This is a genomic window from Enterococcus sp. DIV2449a, from assembly GCF_051711225.1.
Lineage (GTDB): Bacteria > Bacillota > Bacilli > Lactobacillales > Enterococcaceae > Enterococcus_D > Enterococcus_D casseliflavus.
This window is the reverse complement of record NZ_JBIOME010000001.1, coordinates 781,018-803,748: the sequence shown is the minus strand read 5'-3', so window position 1 is coordinate 803,748 and position 22,731 is coordinate 781,018. Positions and strand designations below refer to the sequence as shown.

Genomic DNA, 22,731 nt, shown 5'->3' with positions numbered 1-22,731 from the left:
TTAACCCACTCTTCGATGACTTACTTTAAATTTATGAGTCACTCATCGCTTTAGTGTCTGCATAATACGTACTACAAATTCCTTCCCATTGTGATCGTCTTTTCTCGTTCTCGATAAAACTATACTTATAAATTCACGCTCTGGTTATAAAAGAGCAGTTTTTTTTCATGCTTTGTCAGTGCTATCTTTGTGATTGCTGCATTCAAGACAACTTCCGCACAATCTATCTGCGGATCAATTAAATAGGCGAGATTTCGAATCGTATTGCCGTGAGTCACGACTAAAATCTTGCTGTCAGAAGAAAACGTATTTTCGAGTTTTTCCAACCCAACTTTGATTCGAGTGATAAAAGTTTCGTAACCCTCTGCGTCTTTTTGCGGATCAGCTTCATGAAAAGCATTCATCACCTCGTTGATTTTTAAATTTGCATAAAACTCGTTGACGGTCTCAAAGCCTTTTGACTTTGCAACTTTGGGCCAAACGTTTTGGTTCAATTCACCTTCAAAATAACCGAAAAATGTTTCGCGGAACTCTGGCATGAGATAGAGCTCCTTTGTTATGTTTAACTGAGTTCTAATGATTTTGCTGGTTTCAATCGTTCTGCCTAAATCACTTGAAACAATCTGGCTGATTCCTTTAGAAGCCAAATAAGCTCCGCATTTTTCAGCACTTATTCTCCCCTGATGTGTCAGCGGGGTATCCGCCCATCCTTGCATACGATCGTATTTATTCAAATACGTTTCACCATGTCGAACAAAATAAATTTCCATCTTCACTCGCCTCGTTTTCTGTCATCACATCTGCTTACTTCTATAATCTAAAAATCTTGTAATCGATTACAATTGAATCATATCAAGTTCTCCTTGTGGTTACTTCGCAGGTTTCTCCTTATCTCTTGTATGTGTATGACACTACTATGTTTCGAAAATAAAACAAACAGGAAAGTGTGATACTTTCCTGTTTGTTTTACTTATTATTCTTCGATTACAATACGTTTAAAAAGCAAATCATGGGTTTCCATCGCAAATTCGATCGTCAGCTGTTCCCCTAGCGGCAAATGTTCGATCCACATTTTTGGCAGACTTTGCGCTTGTAAATACGCCTCTTCTTCTCTTGTACTAAGAGTCTCAATCGCAATTTTTGCCATTTCTTCTAAGTGAGTCCCGTTTTTTAAGCCAATCTGCTGCGTAGTGATTTTGGCTTGTTGCCTTTTGTTAATCTCCGGCAAATCAATCGTCACGCGAAATTTTTTATCTGGCATATTATTGAAAACTGCATAGACATTTTCTTTGCGGAAGGTTCCTTGAGAATTGTAATAGTATGCTGAATTTAAATGGGCATAACTGATCGCCAGAATATTGATCGTATACGGATCAGGCATTGTAACTAACAGCTCTTCATTATAGTAGAGGGTTCGCCCTGTCATTTTCGCTAAAAATAAGAACGCATAGTAACCGATTTTCGGAATCGCATGACGGGTTAGGAGACCTGCCCCGCCAAATACTTCCTTCTCCTGGCAATCAACAGCAACAGCTGAGGTATCTGAAAGCAGCCAATAGCCGATCACTTTACAGTACGGACTGACTTCTACCGCATTTTTAATGATATAACTGCCTTTATAAGCTGTATCATTGATCAGATCTCGATTTGCGATCGTGACATTAAACTCAGTGATATAAATTGGGATATCAGCTTGAAGGCGATTAAATATCTTTTTGACGGCTTTTACGTGGCGCGACATAAAGTACATATCCGGTGATATTGGATTACTTCTTCTTTGTTCAGTAAAATCACTTTTGATCTCATCCATCGGATAAACCGCTAGACTAAAGAAGTCCGGTTGCTGTTTTTGTTCTAGCCATAACTCGATAAATGTAGGGAAATTTTCGTCACTATTTTTGATATCGACACTAATGCCGCAACCACCCACCTTCATGTTCGGAAGGATTTTCTTGATTTGCTCACTTATCTTGGTAAAAAAGCAATAGAAGTCCTTGGCTCGCGTAATTTTTAACCGCGTATCATCATAAAAGACTTCACCAAGAAATGGAGCTTGGATTGCTTGTAGGACGATGGGATGCGGTTTCCATACCTCGACCTGCCATTTTTCAACTGCGATCCGACCATAGCGGCTGATGCAGTGCTTCAAAAACAGAGCAATGGTTTTTAGGTACGCTTCTAAGTGAAGGCTGTTTTTACTGAAAACTTGATTCGCCAAAATCGAAGTGTAATCTTTGTAGATTGTTTTCCCTTTAAAGCCAAGTTCCAGAAATGGAATTAAATCAGCATCAAGGATCGCATCAAGGATTTGGTCTGTCTGTGAAAAGTCCAGCTGATCTGGGTCACAACCGATAATTTCCGGCGACAATAGACCCCAAATCCGTCCGTAAGTAAATGGTCCATCCTTCTTTACACGTGCTAGCGCTACATGAAAATCCTTTCTTAACAAGTCCTGTGCAAACCCCAAATTTATCAAAAAAGTCGGTGCATAGCTTTCAAAACTTTTCTCATTGCTGATTTGGATGGCATAAGTGTCGGTTCCTTCATGGGAAGTTGTCGTATCGATCAGCTTCTTTAAATCCGCCAGATCTGTCTCCTCCTCTTCCACAGGATTCGATAAGACAACGATTGATTGCTTTACTTCTTTCCGATAATCAGTCGGCGTCAGGCCTTGATACTTTTTAAATATTCGATTGAAAGAATTGATATTGGAAAAACCGGCATCATAAGCAATTTCAATCACTGATTTTTCCGTATGAAGCAGTTCATTTCTGACTTTTTCCAGACGTTTCTGCACTAAATAATCACTGATCGAAAGCCAAACTTCTTTAGAAAAGACTCGAGAAATATATTGTTCAGACAAGTACAGATTATTGGCGATATCCGCTAATTTGATATCCTTTTGAAAATTATTGTCGATGTAAAACTTGATTTCTTCAATTTTTTTCGTTGTACTTTTTTTACGGTCCATGGTCTCTTTTTTTCGAAAATGCTTTTCCAGATTTCCGATCAGCGCAAAATAATTTTGAAAGGCAAACGCATTCTGGTTATATTCTTTATAAACAAATAATTGCAACAAGCGATGAATGTATTTACGAATCTCATTGTTAACAGTACTTTGCTTTTCAATAGAGTTGCCTTGGAAGATATACTCAATATCAGTATCCTTTGTGTTCATGGGAAAATCATAAGACAAAGTCAGTGTGAACACTTCCGCATTGTTGTTCTGGATCAAAATTTTTTCTCCTTTAGGAACAACTAAAAAATCGTCTTTTTGCAAAACAAATAGCTGATCACTGTCTTGAATCGAAACATCGCCGATCAGAACGAACAGCAGATGAATATCATTATCAAAATAATAGAGCTCTGAAGTATTTAGTTTTTCTATCTTTATATTTTCCCAAGGGTTTACCAGCTGCACAAAATCACCTTCTTCAAATTTTTTTTAGTATACCATGAAAAGAAATGATTATTGTTACCGCTTTCTAAAAAATCTTGGGATTTTCGAACCGAATCGATGCCTTAATCTGTTCAGCTATCAGAAATCAGAGCCCTCGCTGAGTAGGTATTTCTCGCTTTAAAAAACAATTTGCTTTTTCTTGCCCCTAGTCACTAAACTTTTTCCACAAATAAAAAAAGAACCCCTCAAAAGAGGAGTTCTCAAGGCTTGCTTACATCATGCCGCCCATCTAAGGTTGTCTGACACACTCATTTACACTAATATAAAAATGCCTATATAACAGCCTTTTTAACAATTTCAATTATAAAAATAAATCAACTAGTTCGAACTAATAAAGTTATTTTGCCCCTTTTTTGCCCCCTATTCTTTATTTAAGTCCTTTACAAAACGAACAAACGTTCGTATACTGAAGATGAAATAGACAAGAGGAGTGGTCAAAATGAAATATAATGATTTTAAAAACCTTTTGGAAAACCGTCTATCTGGTTACGAAGTATTTATGCAAAAAGCCGAGGACTTCCAAAGCGCCAAAAATAAATTACGGTCTGGAAAGGCTAAGTGGAACGATAAAAAATTAAACAGAGCAATCGAGGGTATGTGGGATCAAGCTGCAAAAAATATCTATCAGTCTGTTAAAAGGATGGACAAAGCTCCTAATAGCAGGGCCTTGGATCCATACAATGACTGGCTAAGGTTCATGGAAAAGGAAAATTTATTTGATACACTATCCGAATCCTTAGCAGAAGTTGAAATGGAATAGGAGTGATTGATATGCAAATACCACTTGCGCACCAACGGACCTATGCATTAGAAAGATATTACTACGAGTTTATAGAAAGAATGGGTCCAGCACACTTACTTTACGATCAGTTTGTTCGGACGATGGAGAACTTCGGGAAACCCTATTTTACTGTACCCATCAGCTATAGTCATTATTCTGAAGAGTTGGCTTTTGTATTTAAAATAGACGGTGAAAATTATCTGTTCGATCACGTCAGGACTCAAGACAAAATTCTCCGAAAATACGAACCGAATATAAAATATAAGCCCGGCGGTAACTGATATGAACATAATCAGTCAATATGAGCAGGATTACCTATCCTTCTCTAAGTTTATAAATGAATTTCCGAATTCGATTTCTGAATCTCAGGAAGCTTTATACGGATCAAAATGTATCGAGTTTTATGTTGCTGTCACTATAGGTAAAACGGATTGTCGCTATTATGTACAAGCTTACGGAGGCGATTGTTATGAAAACGATGAAAGGCAATGTATCGAAGATACGAGTGTTGAAGATGAGCAAGACCCCTTTGGTGCGATTCTCGCTTGATGGAGTGAACTGTTTGATTGCAGCGCATAGTTTGAACTTCTTGGCAGATGTTGATGAGAACATGCAGGTTGTAGTTGCTGGTGAGCTTAACGATCGGAAGCAGTTTGTCGTGAAGAAGTATTCAGTGATTGGCAAAACGAAGATTATGGTTGAATTCGAAGCATTAAAAAAGCGCCTTAGTAAAAGCTTAGGCGCTTAATTATCATAACATATCGTTAATTCTATATTGTAATAACATTAATTTTATACACGATCCCATTAACATTATTGATGAAATCAAAGAAAACAAGAAAGTATAACTGTTTATAAGAAGAAATATTAATGACAAAATAAAATTGAAATTTTCTGGCAACAATAAAATTATATAAGAAACAAGGTGAATAATAGTTGTGATTCCTAATACAGCTCCAATATAATAGAAACGAAATACAATACCTAATAGCTCTGAAAATTGTTCTTGACTACTAATAAAGTCTATCATTTTTTTACCTATTGACCCTACGATTAAAGCAAGACCACCAATAACAAAACCTAATAGTCCGACCAATGATCCAATTAAAATTCCTAATAAGTCGCGTAACTGTTCGCTAGTTTGCTCTGTTGGCGAGATACTGATAAGAGAATACAGCATATAAGTGACCAAGCAAGAAAGTATTAAGCAAAATAAAGCTTCTTTAGACCAATAAATATCTTTATATGTGTCAGTATTCTTCAAGAAATCAAAAAAACTATTTTTGGTGTAATAATAATCAATTTTACCTTTATTATTTTTGGGATTCTCCATTCTTATTTTTCTCCCTTAAATTAGCTTTATATGCTAACAAGTCTACTATTCCAGCTCTTCCTTTGTCAGCAATAATCAATTTATTTTTGTTTTGAGCGTTGTCAACATGTTTAGCATATGGAGTATTATCTTCTGTATGAATTTCTACTTTTTCACCTTGTTCATTTTTCCCATGAAATACTCCCTCAGCATACCCCAATGCAATACCTGTTGTAGCATCTTCAATTAAATTGCTGTCCTTTTTTAACCCTTCCTTACTTCTGTTACTATATTCTTGTTTAATTAATGTAGCCCCTGCTTCTCCTACTTTTTCTGCAGTTAAACTAAACAAGTTAGCAAACTGATTTTTGTCTCCGTTAGGAGGAACAAGGTTCAAAGTAACTTTGCTCAAAACCTTAACTTTCTTTAATTGTATTTTTAATTCAGTAATATCTGATTCTAACATAAAAATCACACCTATATCTGACTCTTTTTTTATAAGATCTTCAAAATATTTTAGAACTTTTTTCTTGGTCAGACTTGGAGTAACTGTAAAAGCTAACATTTCTTTATAGACATCAAAATAAAAAGTAATGTATTCGATTTTGTTTTCATCGGGAGTATCAATAGCAGTATCTTTTTCAGGATCATATGAAGAATGAACCCCCTTTTTAATATAGCCTAATCGGCCATGGATAATTGAATTATCCTCAAATTTATCTATGTCAAAAAATTTAAACCTACCACCTTGTTCATCATAAATAACAGTTTTAGTATTTACATTTAAATAAATACTTTGTAAAAGATTATTTAAACTTTTTTTATTATTATATACTTCGTAAATATCTTCATTTATATTCATTTTTGCAAAAAAAATTTTTGACATAATACCACTCCTCATAATAATAATATCTGCTTAATTAATTAAACCAAAAGGAAGCCCGAAAAACAAGCGTTTTCCTAGGCTTCCTATAGCAGATATAATCGTTTGAGGATTATAAAGAAATTATACCAAACATCAGTTCTTATTTCAACAACAAACAACCACTCCCGGGGAGGAGTGGCACAATTAGATGAAAAAGTTTTTATAAGGTAAATTAATTATATTAGCTATTTCCATATCGTTCAAACCATTTGCTCAAAAATAACCCACCCTCAAGGAGAGTGGGCCTGAAAAAAGATATAAAATGAAATAGCCCCGGTCAAGGCTATGATTCCATTCTACAAGAACATAGTTTTTATTTCAATAAAAAATCCACTCTATCCTGCGTAGAGTGGACTAAAAGAAAAGTAAACAAATGAAAAATTGGATTGGTTGGTATGAATCTATGATACATCTTTTATTAATTAAACTGAACCAATTTATGACGATTTTCTAATCAATAATATCTATTAAAATGAAATAATGATAAAATAAAAATCGAAGAGTATTAGGCACACTTCCCCAAGTTTCCACCGCCTAACTACTCTTCATAAAATATTGCACGCACCTACTAATTTATAGTATAAACTTATTTACTGCAAGTAAAATGAATATGATCTATGTACAAGCCCGCCGAAGCGGGCTATTTTTTATGCTTCTGTTGCTACTTTGCGGAGATACGCAACTTGAACTGGATCTGTGTGAATCCAAGTGTCGTAGCCTGCTTTTTCCATCATCGCTTGAATTTTCTTCAAGTCTCCTTCTGTTTTCACATGAGTAAATTTGTTTCCTGTCAAAAAGTAAACTTTCGGATCATTTTGATTTCTAAATAGTAACATGGTTTCTCCTACTTTCTTTGGTTGAATTTGTGGTGTGTTTTCTTGTGTGTTGTTGCTTGTATTGCTGAAAACTGCGTTCTTGAATCGTTCGAATTCGCTTGGTTTTGCCACCCAAGGAGCTGGACAGTTTTTGCCTGTTACGTCAAAGTGGCGCCAAATCTTCTCTCTCGTAATATGAGGATAAATGGCGATCAATTCTTTAACGACCTTCACAGCATTTTGGAATGTCTTTTCCGTAATGTTTCCATTCTTGTCTAGGCACATTTCAATACCGATCGTTGAATAGTTGGCGTTGCCTATCTTAGAATACAGCGGACGATAGCGTGAACCATCTGCATTGTATTTGCTGATTTCGTTAGCGTGATACGCAACTTCATTTAAGGGAATGATACAGAGTGCTTCAATATCATCTATAAACAGTTGAGCGGAAGCATAGTTTCCTTTTAGATTATTAAAATAGTTCTTGTGATTACGTGTGGTGCCACCGTTGTTGGCTGTGTAGTGCATAACGATACCATCAATACCGGTATTCCTGATACCTGGTCTTGAGTACTCATTAATATTGATATACTCGTATTTGATGAAACTCATATCAATCATCCTTTCTAAAAAAAGAAGCAGCCATCGGCTACTCCTTCTTTTCTGTAAATTCTTGGCCATCGCCATGGTCTGGAAAATTTTTACTATTCAGAGCTTGGGTTTCAGATTGACCATCACCATAATCGATTTTGATTTCTGTTACTTTAGGTTTTGGATTTTCAGTACTATCTTGTAATTTAGTTAGTCTTTCTTTTACCCAGTTTGGAATTGGAATCCCCAGTTGTCCAAGATTTTCAATAATTGAGATTCCATAAACTGCGATATAGAAAAAGACGAATGCGGTCGCAAACGTCTCGAGATTCATAATCTTTAGGTACGGATAAGCAATGATCACTAAGCACACAACTAGCATATGCTTAACAATGCCAAGTAATCCTTTTGTACTATTAGCGTCTTTGATAAATACCCCTTTGCAAAGTCCTGTCACGATATCTCCCACCACTACCCACAAGAACAGCTGCACATAACCATTTGTCAGCAACCCTCGAAATTCATTTAGTAACACTCCATTATCAATAATCACCATATTTACCACCTTTTCTATTATTTAAACAAAGTCCGCGTTCCAAAAACTCTTTCATTCTGTTTTCCCCAACTGAACATACGCCACCTACTTTCCTAAAATATAATCCACAACACGATTAGCCAAAAAAGCAGACAACCAAGAATGATTGTCTGCTTTTATTTAAAAATATGATTAAATCGCTAGTGTAGAGATCACTTGATTTGCAATATATACCATTCCGTTATCTCCCGGATGACTTGCTTCACCTGAAGATTCCACTGTCCAACTGACACCGTCTATCCCAGTACGTGTAGCACCAATATAGGACCGTTTGTCTCCAGTTGTATCCGTGATATCGACAAATTCTCCCCCACCTGCTATACAACCACGTTTAATCTTACCAACTTTTGTTTCATCTCCATACCAGCATGCCACAAATAGGACACGCGCTTTTGGTGCGTGATTTTTTATATTGAGAATCAAAGTAGCTACATCATCCTCTAATGTGGCTTCTCTTTCTTCAGTGTTGACGTTATCACCCAGCTGCAGAATCACTAAGTCAGCCTCATTAGGTACAAGTGTAGTTCCAATTCTATCCCACCAGAATTGTCTACGATCAGAGATAGTGTCTCCTGTACTAACAGCACCGCTTTCCCATACTGTAATGTTCTTACGATCAGTAAATACAGCTTGAGGATTCTTAGAAGTGATAAATTGTCTGGTTAAATAATACCAGTCATGATATTGATCACTGGCAGCCATTCCGATCCCGCCTTTTTCAGAAGTGATACTATTTCCCATCATGACCACATTTTGTGGAATCAAGCTGACAGCTGTCAACTGACCGTTGTCAGTCACTTGTAAGCGAAACTTTGATCCATCAGGAGAAGTAAGGATTGTTTGTTTCTCACCTGAAGAAATATCCTCTATTTTCTTTTCAAGAGCACTAATTGTGTCTTCTGCTTTTTGAATTCGGCTTTGCTCTTTTACTTCATAGAACAAAGGCGATTGCAACTGACTTTGGTAAAATGTATACCCTTCGTATCCAGATTCAGAGATTGAATGGTCTGTGTCTTGAATCAATGATGAGACGCGCAGCGAGGGATTTGTAAACAATTGTAAAACGGCGCTCTTTACGATTACGTATTGACCTTTATCAATTTTAAGATTATGCATAGAAACATCAAAAACATTTATCCCAACCTCAAGTGCTGGCAACAAAGAGGTAATATCTTGCTCATTGACAAGTAGATTTCTTTGATCAAGATTTGCAATGCTCACGCTATAATCGGCATTGCGAACAGAAGAATAAATCACAATTTTTGTTAAGACCATGCCATCATACTGAACTGGAGAATTATTTGTAAATGCCAAAATATTTTTAGGTACAGTTGGTGCGTATACGGTACTCATCTTTGGTACAGGATAATCTCCAATTAATTCACTTGTTGAATCTAAAAAGTCTATGTTTTCAATGGCTTCCGGTAAATCCTTCTCAAAAGGCACATCAGACACACGCATATTTCTGATTTCTCCTTTTTGACCAACTGATCCATGTGTCCAAAACGATAGCCAAAAACCACTATTTCCATCAAATTCTTCTCTTTTTACTGCCGGAACTTTAAATTTGTAACGTCTAAAGTTTACTTTATCTGGTCCAAAGCGAAATAATCTCGGTTGTCTTAATACACCACCGATTGATATATAATAAAATTCCCATTGCGATTGAGAAAGTCTATCACCAGAAACCTCAAAACTTACATATAGTTCTTTACCCATTTGTGATTCGCTTAATGTTACCGGAAAATAAAAATAATTATCTCCTGCACTAATCTTTTCAAATGATACTCCTTGATTTTTGCTTATTAAGGAATAAGCGTTTGTTGGTGCTGTAGCAGTTGTTGGATCAAGGAAATTTGGGCAAATAGATCTTGCAGGCATATTGGAATCAAGTTTTTCTTCGGTCACTACATCATCCCCTAACTGATATGTTTGTATATTATCAACTTTTTCTCTCACGTGGTTTAAGGATACTTTATATTCATTTTCGTTAGCATACCAGTATCGACCTTCAATTAATCCAGCACCCCCAGAAAAGAGTAATGTGATATAACAAAACTGATCCTCGCCTACTCCTTTGCTGACAAGCGTTTCTGAAGGGATTTCAAGTGTTCTTTCAATCCACTCACCTGTGTCAGCCATATTATTAACAGCTCCAATTGCCCCAGAAGTCAAAACTTTATCTTTGGTACTTATAAAAATGCGATCTAAAGTATCGATAGGGGTAGAAGGAATGCTTGAAATTTTCTTATATTGAAAATACAACTTAAGTGTAGATAAATTCTTCAAAGCTTTTCCATTCGGTGCTTGAAGTTTCACACGGAATCCAGCATCTCCCGCATTCTTTATAAATTTAAAGGTATCAGCAATACTGCTTATCGTCAACCCGTTATACAAAATAGAATTGGCATTTAACGATTGCAGATTAGTGTATCCATCCATGAATGCTTGTTCAGAAACAGATTCTACTTTTTCGCTAGTCACAGAACGATTTTTAAACATCTTTGTCTCGATACTATTTTCAGCAATGGCCGTCGCTTGATAAACACCTAAATCTTTCCAATTTTTATTAGCTGTATCCCACATATAAGAATGCGCACCGTTGGTTGTTGCACTGTCAAAAACTAAGTATGCTCCATCTGCTCCGCTAGGATACTTAGTTTTCAAAGCCGCAAGTGAATAAAATAATTCCCTTGGTCCGCCTTGAGCGATTGATGATAACATACTGTCAACATAGGTCTTATCGCTCTTTTTTATATCTAATTCGCTATAGTTAGCTGCTATACCGTTTTCTATTTCATTCAATTTTTCGGTAGTCACAACTGCCCCAGCTTCTATATTTTGCGTTTCTGTTTTTGTTTCATCATAGTCTTTCCAGTAATGTCTTTGATAAACCACTTATTCTTCACCTATCCCTTCTAATAATTCAATTCTACTTTCTAAATTTTTTATAGCTGAAAAAAGTAAGTAAATTAGTTTTGACTGTGATACATTCCCCTTTATATCTAAAATCGAACTATCTGCCATGAATCCCTCAGAGAGTAATATCCCCAATCCATTCTTTCCGTTTGCCAAATACTCAAACGAAACTATATCCGTATTTTTTATAGCCAGTATTGCTAAATTGCTTTCAAATATAACTGGATTACTTATTTGATCAGAAGATAAATTCGAGATAATTTCACCAGCGTTATGTAGAGAAACCATCCCATTCGAAAATTCAACTTTGTTTTCATCGTCTATTTTTGATTCAATGTATTGCTCATCAAAATTGATAGTTATTTGATCTCTGCTGAATTCTCCTTCAATCTTTTCTGCATTAACGCCAATTATTTTTTCTCCCGAAATAGAGTTGTCATCGATTTCAGTGTTTGCATTGATTCTTACTTTGCTAGGATTTATTCGTAAAGGACTGTTGTTGGGTTCTTTTTCTTCAGATAAATTAATCTGCTCAATGATTTTTTCTTTGTCGATCATTTCATTTTTAACACTTGCTACTTGTGCGGCTACAGCTTTGACTCCAGAATCAGCTTTACTCTTATACGCTGTTGTTGCGTTAGAAACTGCTTCTGCTTCTGCTGAACTAGTCGCACGTAACCCTCCGCTATAGGAAAGACTGTATTTCAAATTAGGTATCTTGTATTGATTGCCTTCGACGTCTTCGACAATCATCCAGTCTCCTGCTTCTATCGAAGGGATACCACGCCATTCAATATTGAACGGATAGTACTCGATCGATCTAAGCAGCGAAAATATGTCTTGCAAATCAGCTTTACTAACAAATGGATTATCGATTTCTAATTGATTACCTGTGGTAGATCCAACTGTTATACTAGCCGAATCGCCCGCTGGAGAATTTGTCAATCCACTGATTTTATATTTCAAATCATTTTTGCTTAGGCCTTTCGAATAGTACAAATCTGTATTGATAATCTTCACAGTATCGCTACCACTCTTTAGTTGAAGTACATCATATTTAGAAAACTTGAAGTATCCTGCTACGTACTGGGAAATATAACCCAACATTTGCCTAATGGTTAAGTCTGTTGGCTTAGTTGTGATTTTTTTTTCTGGCAGTTGTAAGAACGTTTCAACATCCATAGCAACACCTGCTTGATAACACGCATCCGCGGCTACATCAAATAGCTTGGCTGGGAAATTTACCGTTGGTTTGTATGTGCCTTCCAGAAACAAAACTGAGTCCATACAATTTATAGTTGTTGTTTTTTCGTTCTCGTCAACATCTACATGCTCACTAACAAAAAAAGTGCCTAACCGAACGTACTCGATTGGGTTCTCATAAAAAATCTTGTTCAGATAGCCGCCTATTCTCATTTTGTTAGTCTTATTCACATATTTTCTTGCTTCAGAACCTGATTTTTGTTCCCGTTCAATACCCAACTCTACGATCACTTGATCCAACTCGTTGATTCCACGGATAACCTTATCTAAAGTTATCGAGACATAATCAGAAAAAACAGACCCGATTTGATAACCAGGTCCGTTTATACTTCCAGATTCAAATTTTATATTGAAAATATCAGCTTCAGTAAATGACTGATCATTAATAGTGACCCGTGCATAAATTTTACGTTCGTTTTTCTCGAAAGCTTCATTGAATTTAATACTTGATTTCAACATATAATCACTCCTCAATAAAACTTAGGGTTAGACCTTCCCACTTCATAGCTTGAAACTTATCATTCCAAGAATATGAAGCGGCAGTCCTGTCCCCTACGTAAAATCTTTTAGTTGTATTTCCGCCAACTTGCGGATCAGGATATGAAACCGAAAAAAAAGCAGCAGATACTTTTGATAGTATTTGTGATATTTCACTGTCAGATAACGGCCCCCAAGCAATATCAAGTTTTACTTTCTCTGCGATTATATCTCTGATCATTTTCCCACTGGCGTTTCTTCCAGTAGAATCAGCATCAATTGTTTGGATACTTGCTGAAAAAGTCTTGGGTGGCTTGACCACGCTCCCATTGATACTTAAGTTTGCCATCTTACCACCCTCCTATTTTCCAATTACTGGATTAACGCCAGTTTGTTTCTCAATTTTTTTTATTTCTTCTAGTACAACTGTGGCTAAGGTAGCACGATCAACTTTAAGGTTAACCTCAGTCCTTGTAGGAGTTGGATTGTCGCCGCCTCCATTACCCGGACGATTCAACAACATCAATAGAATGCGATAAAGCTCATCTGTTCCCATCGATTGAGAAGGTGCGCTTTGGTTGTTGAAACTTGAAGACATGCTAGATACACTTGCCGGTTCTGTGAACATTTCTGGCAAAACAAGGCTTGAGTTGAACATATCAAGTCCAAGATACTCAACAGCTTGTTGGATTAATTCAGCAGCACGTTGCGGTTTCTCAAGCGGAATGACCATCTCTTTCTTATTACCTTCACCCATACGATATAGCCCATCTTGAGAAACTAAGCCGCCATTCTCATATCCAACACCTCGATAAGCTGCTGCCAGTGATCCGTACCGACTTAATGCATATCTCATAGAAGCCAAAATATTCGACATAGGATCCCAAATATTCTTGTTGTACGGGCTTCTTGCGTAGGCTCTAAATGTTGGATCAATTACCTGCATTAATCCTTTAGAAGGCGTGCCATTTTTGGCATTGATATCCCAATTGTTGATAGCGTTAGGGTTACCGTTTGATTCAGTCTTCATTTGGTAAAGCGTGCGATTTGCATTGGCTAGTGAGTAAATGCCTAGTTTGTTCAATGCGCTATTGACAGTCGATCGCCATTTTTCTACTGATGAACCATATTGACCAGCAACTACTGCACCTCCAGATGCACCAAACGAAGCATTCTTGTCTATATCGCTTGCTCCGAGTGAGCCGTTGATATGCAAATGATCGTAATGGTCATTCTGCGGCCATCTTACCCAACTTCCGCTCGATCCAGTACCGGACATTCCTTTTCGGTCTCGAACTTTACCTTGAGTGATTACATAAGCTACTTTTGAAGCAAAGTTATCAAACACCCAATTCGCTGGAGCAAAGTATTTCGAAGATCCGTTCATACTTGCTGGATACGCAACGTCAATTGCTTGATGCTTTCCGTGCGAATGTGGGTCACCTGGTCTAAACCCAGAAGTGATTCTCATGCCAGGATATCGATCAACGGTTTTTCTAGCGATATCATATAGGTATTTGTATACACCCCAATTTCCCATTGATCCATCAAACGAACTATTTTGTGCTTCATATCCTGCGTCGAACTTCGATTTAAACCATTCATAGGAGCCTTCTGCAATCGTACCAACGGAACCTTTCGCCATTGATAGAGCTGGTTCAACAGCACCTTTCAAGTTAACGAATTTGGAAATTGCTGCATTCAAAAGCTTCTTAGGATTTGATGCATAAGACCAAATATCCGATGCAATTTCTTTTGCGCCGTCCCATTTCTCTTTTAACCATTCACCTACGCCATTTGCATAGGCTGGTACACCATACATTGCGGCAGTCTTCGGACCACTCAAGACCGATGTTCCTTTTGGAAGGTTAACCATCAGATTTCTTTGCGCTGGAAAGATACCAGTACGTCCATCAGGTGTCCGATAAGCTTCTTGATAATTAGATCCTAATCCATCATTTACTAAAGCAGGTCCGCCCGGATGATAGCCGGTACCTTTAGCATAAGTAGGAATGGTCCATTTCTTCAGAGCACTATCTCCTGCCCCGACTTTGCTTAATACCCAGTTGATACCGCTGATAACACCATTGACACCTTTTCCGATAACGCCGACCATGCCATTGAAAATTTTTCCTGCGCCTTCTTTAACTTTCTTAGCACCATCTCCAAGACCTTTACCGATTTTTTCACCTAATCCCGTAGCCCAACCAGTTATTTTTTCAAAAGCTTCTGAGGCATTCGTTTTCATAGTATCAAATGATCCGCCCATGCTTGTTTTCAAGTTAGAGATTGCAGTGCTAGCTTTTTCTCTGGCAGATTCAGCCGATGTCGAAACTTTGTCTCGGATTTCATTCCATCTCTCTACAGTATTACTTTTAACATTATTCCATCGATCAGAAACATTATTCCTAAGTTCTTGCAGACGATTTGATGCATTATCCTTAGCAGTTCTTGCTTTGTTTGATACATCTGTAGTAAAAGTGTCCCAAGTTTCTTTGGTATTTTTTTTGATGTCACTCCATCTACTACTCACACTGTTCCAGATATCAGAAGCTTTTTCAGTAACAGTTTTCTTAGCATTGTTCCAAGTATCGCTTGTCCACTTTTGAACATTCCCCCATGTATCAGAAACGAAAGTCATAATACTACCGAACTTTTCATCTATGACATCTTTCAATTCACCAATTGCTTTTTTAGGATTCTTAACTGCATTTGCAACTTTTTCCAACACGCCGGCAAGGAATTCAAGTCCTTTAGTCAATGCATCTAATTGTGTAAGGATCAAAAATTTAGCTACCTGAGATAAGGGAACAATAACCACATCCCAGAACCATTTAAAAATTGGTTTAAACATCTCAATCACTTGATTTAAAACTTCCAATGCTGCTGAGAACATATCAAAGTATTTAGGCACATAATCTTCAATGAAAAAGCTTGCCAATGGTAACAAAACATTCTTGTATAACCACTCAAGCCCATCACCAACATTTTTCAAGATAGGACGAATTGATTTGAATAACCCATCTATAGCTTTGAGTAAAGGTGTAAAATCAAGATTCTTCGCCCATTCTTCAGTCGCTTTGGTCATGCCGTTGATATTACCTAACAAATCATCTACTGCATCGAGTATCGTTCCGAAGATTGATTCTCCAACTCTTCCTTCTTTCCACGCCTTTTTAAGCTGCTCAGCAATATTGCCGATTGTGTTGAAGATATTCGTATAGATTTCAAGAATATTGGCAGCTATACTTTCTCCACGACCATCGTTCCATGCATTACGAAAAGCAACAGCAACTTCATGAAGCAACTCAAGGATTCGGTTCCACATATCAAAAATGGATTGAATCAAGCGTGTTCCTCGTCCGTTGTCTTCCCAAGCTCGTCTGAAAGCACCAGCGATATCACCAATTATTCCGAGTACATCTGCAAGCAAGATCAATATATTTTCTATGAAAAGCTGTCCGGTACCATTGGTCCAAACTTCCATAAACGACTTGCCGATAGCAGAAGCCAAACCTATTACTTCACCTAATGCATACTTCCAAGCATCGATCACTCTTTGCCCTTGGTTTTTCCACGCATCCTGAAATGGTTTGAAGAAATCCTTCAACAAGTTTTGGATGTCTTTCATCCATTTAGGTGTTGAATAAGTGCCTGTCGCTGAACCAAAATCAGTGCCAGGAGTTTCGGAATCTTCTTTCTTTTCCTCATCTGTATCCATCGTTAGCTTGTTGATTTGGTCAAATCCCATGAGAGATTTTTGTAGTTTTTTCACTTTCTCATTGGCTTTATTTGCAGAAGACCCAGTATCGTTTAGCGCTTGGATATTGTCATACAATCCACTAGCGCCTTGTTTTGCCGCATCATATGTTGTCCCGAATAACATCGCAATAAATGAAGCAAGCTGCCCCGTGAGTTGGGCTACTGTGCTCATTAACGCATTCAACGCTGGTAAGATTGCCGTGTATATTGGATAGAATGCCGTCATAAGATTGACTTTAATCTGATTCAACGAGGCGCTGAATTGATCGTTCGTTTTCAACGCTGACATCATACCGCTAGCTAGTTTGGTAATTGCGCCACCTAACAGCTGATAAACGACTAATGAAGGTAACAGATATTTCATCGACTGGCCAAAAGCATTCGTGCTTCCTGTCATTCGATTTGTTCCAGCTGTAACTTTGTTGGAATTACTAGAAAATAGACTTCCGAACTTTCCAATAAATCCAATAGAGTTCCTTAAGCCATTTCCGACACTCCCAAACCCGTGTGAAACTGCATTGGACATACGGTTGAATACACCGCCATATTTAGAAACAGCCCGCTCAGATTGCTTCAGTCCTGTGCCTGTCATACTAGCGCCGCTAGAAGCGTTGCCCGTTTGAATGGATGATTGTCCCAAAGCAGAGTTAACTCGTTGCAGAGCCTTTCTCAACGCATCTGCTCTGTCTTCTGTTTGTGCGTATTCCTTTTGCAAACGATCATTATCACTTATAAGTTTATTCATCTTGATAGATTGTTTTTGAATCTCACCAGACGTTTTCAGTGATTGAGGAGTATCTTCATAATTCTTGAATCCAGATGTAAAGCTGCCAGTTGGCACACGTTGGTCGTTGTACTCCGCCTTCAACGTCCGAATTCGTTTTCGCATCGCTTCAATTTGGGCTTCGTTTTGGCTCATGCCTTTTGTTATAGTTTCCAAGGAAGAAGGCACAGCGTCTAATTCACGCTTAATTGTATTGCCCATTCCTTTTGCCTGATCTTGGAATTTTGTCATCTGAGCTTGCGCTCGAGCGATTTGTTCATCGTATTTAACGACTTTCCCTGTATCCCCTTGGCTAGATGCCGTTTGTCTTTGCGATTTTAGATAAGCAACCTTTTCTTGCGCTGCTTTCGCTTGGCCCATTTTAGCGTTGATCTCATTGACCATCGCATCAATTTCTTTTGTTACTTTCGGACGAGCTTTGCGAATACCAGAAGAAAAATTGTCACCAGCAGCTTCAGATGATTGCTTTGTTGATCGTTCAAAGTTTGATAACGTCTTTTCGAGTGCTTGATTCATTTTTTCTAGTTGTTTTGTGAAATTGCTAGCACCTTTTTCAATGGCCATATTTTTCTCAGTACGATCCATAGAGTTACCGGACATTTGTTGGATTCGACTCATAGCACTTTCGATTTGTGGCAGTACTCGTTCCAAAGACTGCTCAACTCTGGCGGTATTAATATCGAGGAGTACCTCAAGCGTTTCTAATTCCATGCTTTTTCACCTACCTTTCTTCTATAAGTTTTCTTCTCTCTCGTGTTGCATTAATTGCTTGTGCTTGGGCTAGGAAAATTTCTTGATCCCGCTTCATCGCGTCTTGCTTTGATTCCTCTTCTGTTTTGGCTTCCTCAACTGCTTGCTCAATCTGTTTAAGAAATGGATATGCGTCTTCAAATTTTGGAAACTTCTTCGGATCATTAAAAGCAAAAACAGCTAATCGTTGCTGAGAATAGTCGAACATTGCTTTTTCTTTCAACTCATTCTCTTTAACTTTCTTATTTGCTTGCACTTGTATCATAATTTCTTCAAGTGTCATTCCCCAGTACTCAGTAGCAGGGATTCCTGCTTCAACCGCTTGAGGATACATGTGCTCAAGCATTTCAGATAAATTAGAGAAGTTTTTTACAGAAGACTGTCTTCGCTGTTCGTCTGATCCAAAGATTCCCCATCTGTCGCTTCGTTCTCCGTTTCTTTCTTTCCGAAAAAACCAGCTTCATCCAAAAATTCATTCACTTCACCGAATAGATCCATAGTCGTTTTCCCAGAATCTAAGTATTGTTCGAATGCTTCAGTGATAACTTTATCCGTTACACCGCTTGTTTTGTTTGCTCCTTGCAACAAGATCAGCAAACTATTTGATGGAGGCAATTTGATCTCTCCTTGTTTCTTAACGAATAAACCCATGATGCCCTCATCTAATCGTTTTTCAATTGCCAAAACGGCTTTCCCATCCAATCGGAGTTGTAAAGTTAGATCACCTAATTCAAATGGTGTTGTGTGTGGAAATTGTGCGATATTGTTTTTTGTCATAATTGTTTTCCTCCTAAGATAAAAAGGCTAGTCTTTCGACTAACCTTCTTCTGGTTCTGTTAATGTTAAAACGTGTGTGTCTGTTTTATTTCCGGTATTTGTTGTAACTGTTGTTGTATAGGTCCCTGGTGGCACATCTGCAGTCCAAGTAATATTCCCGGTGTTCGATACTGCCAAACCTGCAGTAGTTGGTGCAATTGTATACTTAACAGTTTTATCAGTAGCATCACTAGGTGAAACAGTTGCTGTCAATTGACGATTTGATGCAGTCCCCGCAACTGCGGTAGATGTCTTCGGTGACAAAGTAACCGACTCGGGGTTGATTACTTTGCCGGCGCAGGTGTCATAGTCGGCCCTTCACTAACAACCACACCTAAGTTAAATCCAATGGCTTGATTGACTTCTGCACCATCAAATTTATAATATGGTTCACCAGTAAACTCTGATTTTAAGCCATCTGGATATGTGATTGTCCAATCGACCGATTTATTTGCTTCAACCAAGGCGTGAATATCACGGAAGTTATCTCCTTGATATACGATCGCAAATTCTAAGTTGTCAGTATCTTCGATACCTTTGATATAAGCTTTCTTTTCTGATCCCAAGTGTGTAACGTCCACTTTTTCTGGGTCACTGCCCAATGCTGGGATAGATTTAACTGCTGCTACAGTTTTAGTTGTTGCACCATCTTTGTAAGTTAAGACAGTACCCTTTGATAATAGTCCTGCAAAATCCATGTGTAATTCCTCCTATTTTTTGTAAACATATTTCGTAACATTATCAACAACAGCTGTTACTTCGACGATGATTCGCTTAATATCAGCCGTGTTAGCATCTTTAGCGGTACCAGAAAAACCAATACTGCCGAATGTGCTTAAAACACTTTCAGCAATACTGGTCTGGCTTTTGTCTCCGTATAATTCAACTGTGATTGTCCAATCTGTTTGTAACTCATTACCCAACGAATCAATCTGATGTGGTTTATTGGCTGTCCTATAAATAGCCAATGGGAATGTATTCCAAGTTGAAGGATAGTCCGTGGCAATCTTTTTGATGCCAGTGACGGCTTGTAATACTTCAACAGTGACTGTCTTCATATTCACTCGTTCCATCACTTCAACTCCCTTAACTTGCGTTGTACATGCTCTTTGTAGATTTCTGGTGCTTCACCGATCAAATCTACTAAAGAAGGATACAAGAATGGTCGTGCTGGCTGTCCTTTGGTAATGTAGAAGTCTGTACCTTGAACAGTCACACGAGGAATACCGTATATAGCTTCCAAATCCGCAGCAACATCTTTTGCTGGGATAAACCATGCTGTTGGCGAGTAAACTGGTGTAAATCCTTCTGGTAAGTATTTTTGACTAGCTTCACCGACAGGACCAGTACCAACTTCACGGAATAGCGCTTCTTGCTTGTCGGACCAGACACGTCCAACAATTTGGTTTTGCGCATTGATCACAACTTCATTCTTCAAACTACCCAATAATTCACCACTAGAATATTTCATGCTAGACGACAATCGCAATTCGGCAGCTTGTTTGATCAACTCAGTGATTTCAAAAGTCGCATCCCACATCGCATCATCTAAGATTTGCGGTATTGCTTTGACTTTTCGCCGTAAACTTTCAAGGCCTTTGATTTCAACTCCCACGATTATCATTCCTTTCCAGCATAATATTCTTATGTGCAGAAAATGTCTGGATAGATTTGATCGTGAAGTCTGGTTCCTCATCTTTGCCGACATATACGCAAATACCATCTAACTCGTTTTGTCCTTCGTTGATCTTGTCGCCTTGGTATTTACATGCTTTCATTGTTTCAAGCTTGCTACCGTAGATTTGTGCGTTTACTGTGCCGCTTGCTGCTTGCACGTTCATTCGTATTTCAATTGGATCAAACGGGTATGTGACTATTTCTTCTGCTTCTTCGTCATGAGTGACTTTTCGCTTTTTTAGGTAGACTGTTTGCAAGTCTCGTTCTCTAAGTCTCATCTGAACGACCTCACTTTAGCCACTCTGTAGCGATTGAGTTTTGATTGGATCTTTGCAGGCACACCAATTTCAAATGATTGAGATACGCCGCCCTCAGTACGAGCTGTTTCTCCTTCGTTTCCTTCAGTATTTCTGCGAAAGATATACAAATCTTTAACAGAAGACGACATATTGCCCACAAGTACATCTCGATTGCAATAATCCAATGCATCATACATTGCATCTTTGATATCATCTTTCAAAACTTCTACGGCCGTTGGATCCGTGATAGAAAACTTACGCCCTAGTTCGACAGCAAGCTTATCTAGGACGATTTGATTTTGTTCGTTCATAAGCTATCACTCCTTTGAGTTAGCTTTTTTCTTCTGTTGTACTTCTTCAAAGAGAGTTGAGTTAAAATACTTCTTGTCGATTTGAAGTGTTTCTCCTGATTTATACCGGTGTCCATCATAGAACACCGGGGTATCTTTAACTTTTACCTTCATAAGCTAGACCTAAATCGGTTGTGCTTGGAACACTTCATCAGCAGCTGCAAATGAAGGTAATGCAGTTGCAACAGCTTTTGTCCAAGTTCCAACTGGATCACGAGTTTCGTCATATACAGAAGCTAAGACGTTTCCGACTAAGCTGGTATCGACAGCTGGATCACGAGTCAACCGAGTTTCTTCTGCGGTTGGCCCATATAATGTTTCACCCAGCAAGTCGTCATTGAACATTGCAAATTTGTTTTCTGGGAAGTATTTCTTAGTAGTGTATGTTCCATTAGCTTCCTGTACTTTGTATTTTTCATCGTAAGTACGGATCACTGGATAACCATGAGTTTCCATAAATGCATCCAGATCAGCTTGAGAAACTACACGACCAGAATCTTTGCCGAAGATTGCTGCAATGATTTTAGGATGGGTAGCAAGTGCACGATAGATTTTGCGAGAAGTCAATGCACGAGTTGGCTTAGTATCCAATGCATCAATCCAACGTTCAATATCAGCTAATGGATCAGAATTTTCATTCGTCCATACATTTGTACCAGTCAAAGCTTCTTTATGTTCAGCAGGCACATGGTAATCAAGCGTGAAGTTCAATCCGTTTTCTTTAACCGTTACTTGACCAGCAGCTAATACTTCCATCCGCATAGCTTCCACACGAGCACGGACACCAGCTACTAATGAATCGATATCATTGTAGACTTGACCTACTAGATATGCTTGTTCTGCAGGCGTGCGTGGATTTTCCAATGCAATGATGTCTGTTTCTTTTAATTGCATTTTGCGTTTGATCAAGCTCAATTCCAACTCTTGCTTGTTAGCAATACGGCTTCCGATTTCCGCCTCAGTATCGAAGTCGTGGATAGATGCTGCGATAGGGATACGACTACCACCGCTTAATTGATCCAATTTCAAAGAAGGTTGTTTGCGTTCAGGGAAAAGAGATTCACCTAGCAAAGGTTTATATTCGCGATCACGAACATAGTTTAAAACTTCATTTTGTGTAAATAATTCCATAATTGTTGGCATGTTTGTTTCCTC

The 22,731-nt window shown here is 38.0% G+C and carries 22 protein-coding genes and 1 pseudogene; 4 read left to right on the top strand and 19 right to left on the bottom strand.

The window, feature by feature from the left end:
- Positions 1–125: 125 nt before the first annotated feature.
- Positions 126–770, bottom strand: coding sequence for a histidine phosphatase family protein (locus IGI76_RS03920; RefSeq protein ID WP_194193938.1), 645 nt, complete (start codon positions 768–770; stop codon positions 126–128).
- Between the two features lie 203 nt (positions 771–973).
- Positions 974–3,421: a GH39 family glycosyl hydrolase gene (locus tag IGI76_RS03915; protein ID WP_438781107.1), complete on the bottom strand. Its 2,448-nt coding sequence runs from the start codon at positions 3,419–3,421 to the stop codon at positions 974–976.
- A gap of 478 nt (positions 3,422–3,899) precedes the next feature.
- Between IGI76_RS03915 and IGI76_RS03910 the strand changes: the two genes are divergently transcribed.
- From IGI76_RS03910 to IGI76_RS03895, 4 genes are read left to right on the top strand one after another with little or no spacing between them, the layout of a single operon-like run.
- Positions 3,900–4,220 (top strand): hypothetical protein, encoded by a 321-nt coding sequence (locus IGI76_RS03910; RefSeq protein ID WP_252704455.1) that lies wholly within the window; start codon positions 3,900–3,902, stop codon positions 4,218–4,220.
- Positions 4,221–4,231: 11 nt separating this feature from the next.
- Complete coding sequence (locus tag IGI76_RS03905) at positions 4,232–4,522, top strand: DUF5960 family protein (protein ID WP_252704454.1); 291 nt, start codon at positions 4,232–4,234, stop codon at positions 4,520–4,522.
- Position 4,523: 1 nt separating this feature from the next.
- Positions 4,524–4,790, top strand: a complete 267-nt coding sequence (locus IGI76_RS03900) for a hypothetical protein (RefSeq protein WP_438781104.1) — start codon at positions 4,524–4,526, stop codon at positions 4,788–4,790.
- Positions 4,711–4,989 (top strand): hypothetical protein, encoded by a 279-nt coding sequence (locus IGI76_RS03895; protein WP_413139702.1) that lies wholly within the window; start codon positions 4,711–4,713, stop codon positions 4,987–4,989. Before IGI76_RS03900 ends, IGI76_RS03895 begins: the two co-directional genes overlap by 80 nt.
- A gap of 3 nt (positions 4,990–4,992) precedes the next feature.
- Here IGI76_RS03895 and IGI76_RS03890 read toward each other — a convergent pair whose 3' ends face one another.
- The 17 genes and pseudogenes from IGI76_RS03890 to IGI76_RS03810 form a co-directional block, all read right to left on the bottom strand.
- Positions 4,993–5,574, bottom strand: a complete 582-nt coding sequence (locus IGI76_RS03890; protein ID WP_081117200.1) for a hypothetical protein — start codon at positions 5,572–5,574, stop codon at positions 4,993–4,995.
- On the bottom strand, positions 5,555–6,439 hold the full coding sequence (locus IGI76_RS03885; protein WP_081117201.1) for a DUF4747 family protein: 885 nt from the start codon (positions 6,437–6,439) through the stop codon (positions 5,555–5,557). Before IGI76_RS03885 ends, IGI76_RS03890 begins: the two co-directional genes overlap by 20 nt.
- 686 nt (positions 6,440–7,125) lie before the next feature.
- The gene (locus IGI76_RS03880) at positions 7,126–7,905 is read right to left on the bottom strand and encodes a peptidoglycan recognition protein family protein (protein ID WP_438781103.1); all 780 of its coding nucleotides are present in this window, start codon (positions 7,903–7,905) and stop codon (positions 7,126–7,128) included.
- Positions 7,906–8,071: 166 nt separating this feature from the next.
- A pseudogene (locus IGI76_RS03875) lies at positions 8,072–8,440 on the bottom strand (phage holin family protein); the annotation flags it as partial.
- A gap of 171 nt (positions 8,441–8,611) precedes the next feature.
- Positions 8,612–11,377 carry an SGNH/GDSL hydrolase family protein gene (locus tag IGI76_RS03870; RefSeq protein ID WP_375826695.1) on the bottom strand — a complete coding sequence of 922 codons (2,766 nt, stop codon included), beginning with the start codon at positions 11,375–11,377 and terminating at the stop codon, positions 8,612–8,614.
- Positions 11,378–13,120: a hypothetical protein gene (locus IGI76_RS03865; RefSeq protein ID WP_438781102.1), complete on the bottom strand. Its 1,743-nt coding sequence runs from the start codon at positions 13,118–13,120 to the stop codon at positions 11,378–11,380.
- Between the two features lie 4 nt (positions 13,121–13,124).
- Entirely contained in the window at positions 13,125–13,487 is a 363-nt protein-coding gene (locus IGI76_RS03860; protein WP_074934705.1) for a DUF6711 family protein, read from the bottom strand.
- A 12-nt stretch (positions 13,488–13,499) separates the two neighbouring features.
- The gene (locus tag IGI76_RS03855) at positions 13,500–18,395 is read right to left on the bottom strand and encodes a transglycosylase SLT domain-containing protein (protein ID WP_438781099.1); all 4,896 of its coding nucleotides are present in this window, start codon (positions 18,393–18,395) and stop codon (positions 13,500–13,502) included.
- A gap of 10 nt (positions 18,396–18,405) precedes the next feature.
- Positions 18,406–18,780, bottom strand: a complete 375-nt coding sequence (locus tag IGI76_RS03850; protein WP_010749496.1) for a hypothetical protein — start codon at positions 18,778–18,780, stop codon at positions 18,406–18,408.
- A 23-nt stretch (positions 18,781–18,803) separates the two neighbouring features.
- Positions 18,804–19,211, bottom strand: a complete 408-nt coding sequence (locus IGI76_RS03845) for a DUF6096 family protein (protein WP_010749495.1) — start codon at positions 19,209–19,211, stop codon at positions 18,804–18,806.
- A gap of 39 nt (positions 19,212–19,250) precedes the next feature.
- Positions 19,251–19,514 (bottom strand): putative Ig domain-containing protein, encoded by a 264-nt coding sequence (locus tag IGI76_RS03840; RefSeq protein ID WP_010749494.1) that lies wholly within the window; start codon positions 19,512–19,514, stop codon positions 19,251–19,253.
- Between the two features lie 20 nt (positions 19,515–19,534).
- Positions 19,535–19,948 (bottom strand): major tail protein, encoded by a 414-nt coding sequence (locus IGI76_RS03835; protein ID WP_008377743.1) that lies wholly within the window; start codon positions 19,946–19,948, stop codon positions 19,535–19,537.
- Positions 19,949–19,960: 12 nt separating this feature from the next.
- Complete coding sequence (locus IGI76_RS03830; protein ID WP_244733460.1) at positions 19,961–20,323, bottom strand: hypothetical protein; 363 nt, start codon at positions 20,321–20,323, stop codon at positions 19,961–19,963.
- Positions 20,323–20,865 carry an HK97 gp10 family phage protein gene (locus IGI76_RS03825; RefSeq protein WP_438781736.1) on the bottom strand — a complete coding sequence of 181 codons (543 nt, stop codon included), beginning with the start codon at positions 20,863–20,865 and terminating at the stop codon, positions 20,323–20,325. Before IGI76_RS03825 ends, IGI76_RS03830 begins: the two co-directional genes overlap by 1 nt.
- On the bottom strand, positions 20,855–21,205 hold the full coding sequence (locus IGI76_RS03820; RefSeq protein WP_429970213.1) for a hypothetical protein: 351 nt from the start codon (positions 21,203–21,205) through the stop codon (positions 20,855–20,857). Before IGI76_RS03820 ends, IGI76_RS03825 begins: the two co-directional genes overlap by 11 nt.
- A complete protein-coding gene (locus IGI76_RS03815) occupies positions 21,202–21,537 on the bottom strand; it encodes a phage head-tail connector protein (RefSeq protein WP_086317159.1) in 336 nt (111 codons plus the stop codon). Before IGI76_RS03815 ends, IGI76_RS03820 begins: the two co-directional genes overlap by 4 nt.
- Positions 21,538–21,699: 162 nt before the next feature.
- Positions 21,700–22,719: a major capsid protein gene (locus IGI76_RS03810; protein ID WP_438781096.1), complete on the bottom strand. Its 1,020-nt coding sequence runs from the start codon at positions 22,717–22,719 to the stop codon at positions 21,700–21,702.
- Positions 22,720–22,731 lie beyond the last annotated feature (12 nt).

Excerpts from the sequence above, each read along its gene's own strand:
- IGI76_RS03920 (WP_194193938.1), bottom strand. The coding sequence starts at position 770 with ATGGAAATTTATTTTGTTCGACATGGTGAAACGTATTTGAATAAATAC.
- IGI76_RS03910 (WP_252704455.1), top strand. The coding sequence starts at position 3,900 with ATGAAATATAATGATTTTAAAAACCTTTTGGAAAACCGTCTATCTGGT.
- IGI76_RS03905 (WP_252704454.1), top strand. The coding sequence starts at position 4,232 with ATGCAAATACCACTTGCGCACCAACGGACCTATGCATTAGAAAGATAT.
- IGI76_RS03900 (WP_438781104.1), top strand. The coding sequence starts at position 4,524 with ATGAACATAATCAGTCAATATGAGCAGGATTACCTATCCTTCTCTAAG.
- IGI76_RS03895 (WP_413139702.1), top strand. The coding sequence starts at position 4,711 with ATGAAAACGATGAAAGGCAATGTATCGAAGATACGAGTGTTGAAGATG.
- IGI76_RS03890 (WP_081117200.1), bottom strand. The coding sequence starts at position 5,574 with ATGGAGAATCCCAAAAATAATAAAGGTAAAATTGATTATTATTACACC.
- IGI76_RS03885 (WP_081117201.1), bottom strand. The coding sequence starts at position 6,439 with ATGTCAAAAATTTTTTTTGCAAAAATGAATATAAATGAAGATATTTAC.
- IGI76_RS03880 (WP_438781103.1), bottom strand. The coding sequence starts at position 7,905 with ATGAGTTTCATCAAATACGAGTATATCAATATTAATGAGTACTCAAGA.
- IGI76_RS03865 (WP_438781102.1), bottom strand. The coding sequence starts at position 13,120 with ATGTTGAAATCAAGTATTAAATTCAATGAAGCTTTCGAGAAAAACGAA.
- IGI76_RS03860 (WP_074934705.1), bottom strand. The coding sequence starts at position 13,487 with ATGGCAAACTTAAGTATCAATGGGAGCGTGGTCAAGCCACCCAAGACT.
- IGI76_RS03855 (WP_438781099.1), bottom strand. The coding sequence starts at position 18,395 with ATGGAATTAGAAACGCTTGAGGTACTCCTCGATATTAATACCGCCAGA.
- IGI76_RS03850 (WP_010749496.1), bottom strand. The coding sequence starts at position 18,780 with ATGCTTGAGCACATGTATCCTCAAGCGGTTGAAGCAGGAATCCCTGCT.
- IGI76_RS03845 (WP_010749495.1), bottom strand. The coding sequence starts at position 19,211 with ATGACAAAAAACAATATCGCACAATTTCCACACACAACACCATTTGAA.
- IGI76_RS03835 (WP_008377743.1), bottom strand. The coding sequence starts at position 19,948 with ATGGATTTTGCAGGACTATTATCAAAGGGTACTGTCTTAACTTACAAA.
- IGI76_RS03830 (WP_244733460.1), bottom strand. The coding sequence starts at position 20,323 with ATGGAACGAGTGAATATGAAGACAGTCACTGTTGAAGTATTACAAGCC.
- IGI76_RS03820 (WP_429970213.1), bottom strand. The coding sequence starts at position 21,205 with ATGAGACTTAGAGAACGAGACTTGCAAACAGTCTACCTAAAAAAGCGA.
- IGI76_RS03815 (WP_086317159.1), bottom strand. The coding sequence starts at position 21,537 with ATGAACGAACAAAATCAAATCGTCCTAGATAAGCTTGCTGTCGAACTA.
- IGI76_RS03810 (WP_438781096.1), bottom strand. The coding sequence starts at position 22,719 with ATGCCAACAATTATGGAATTATTTACACAAAATGAAGTTTTAAACTAT.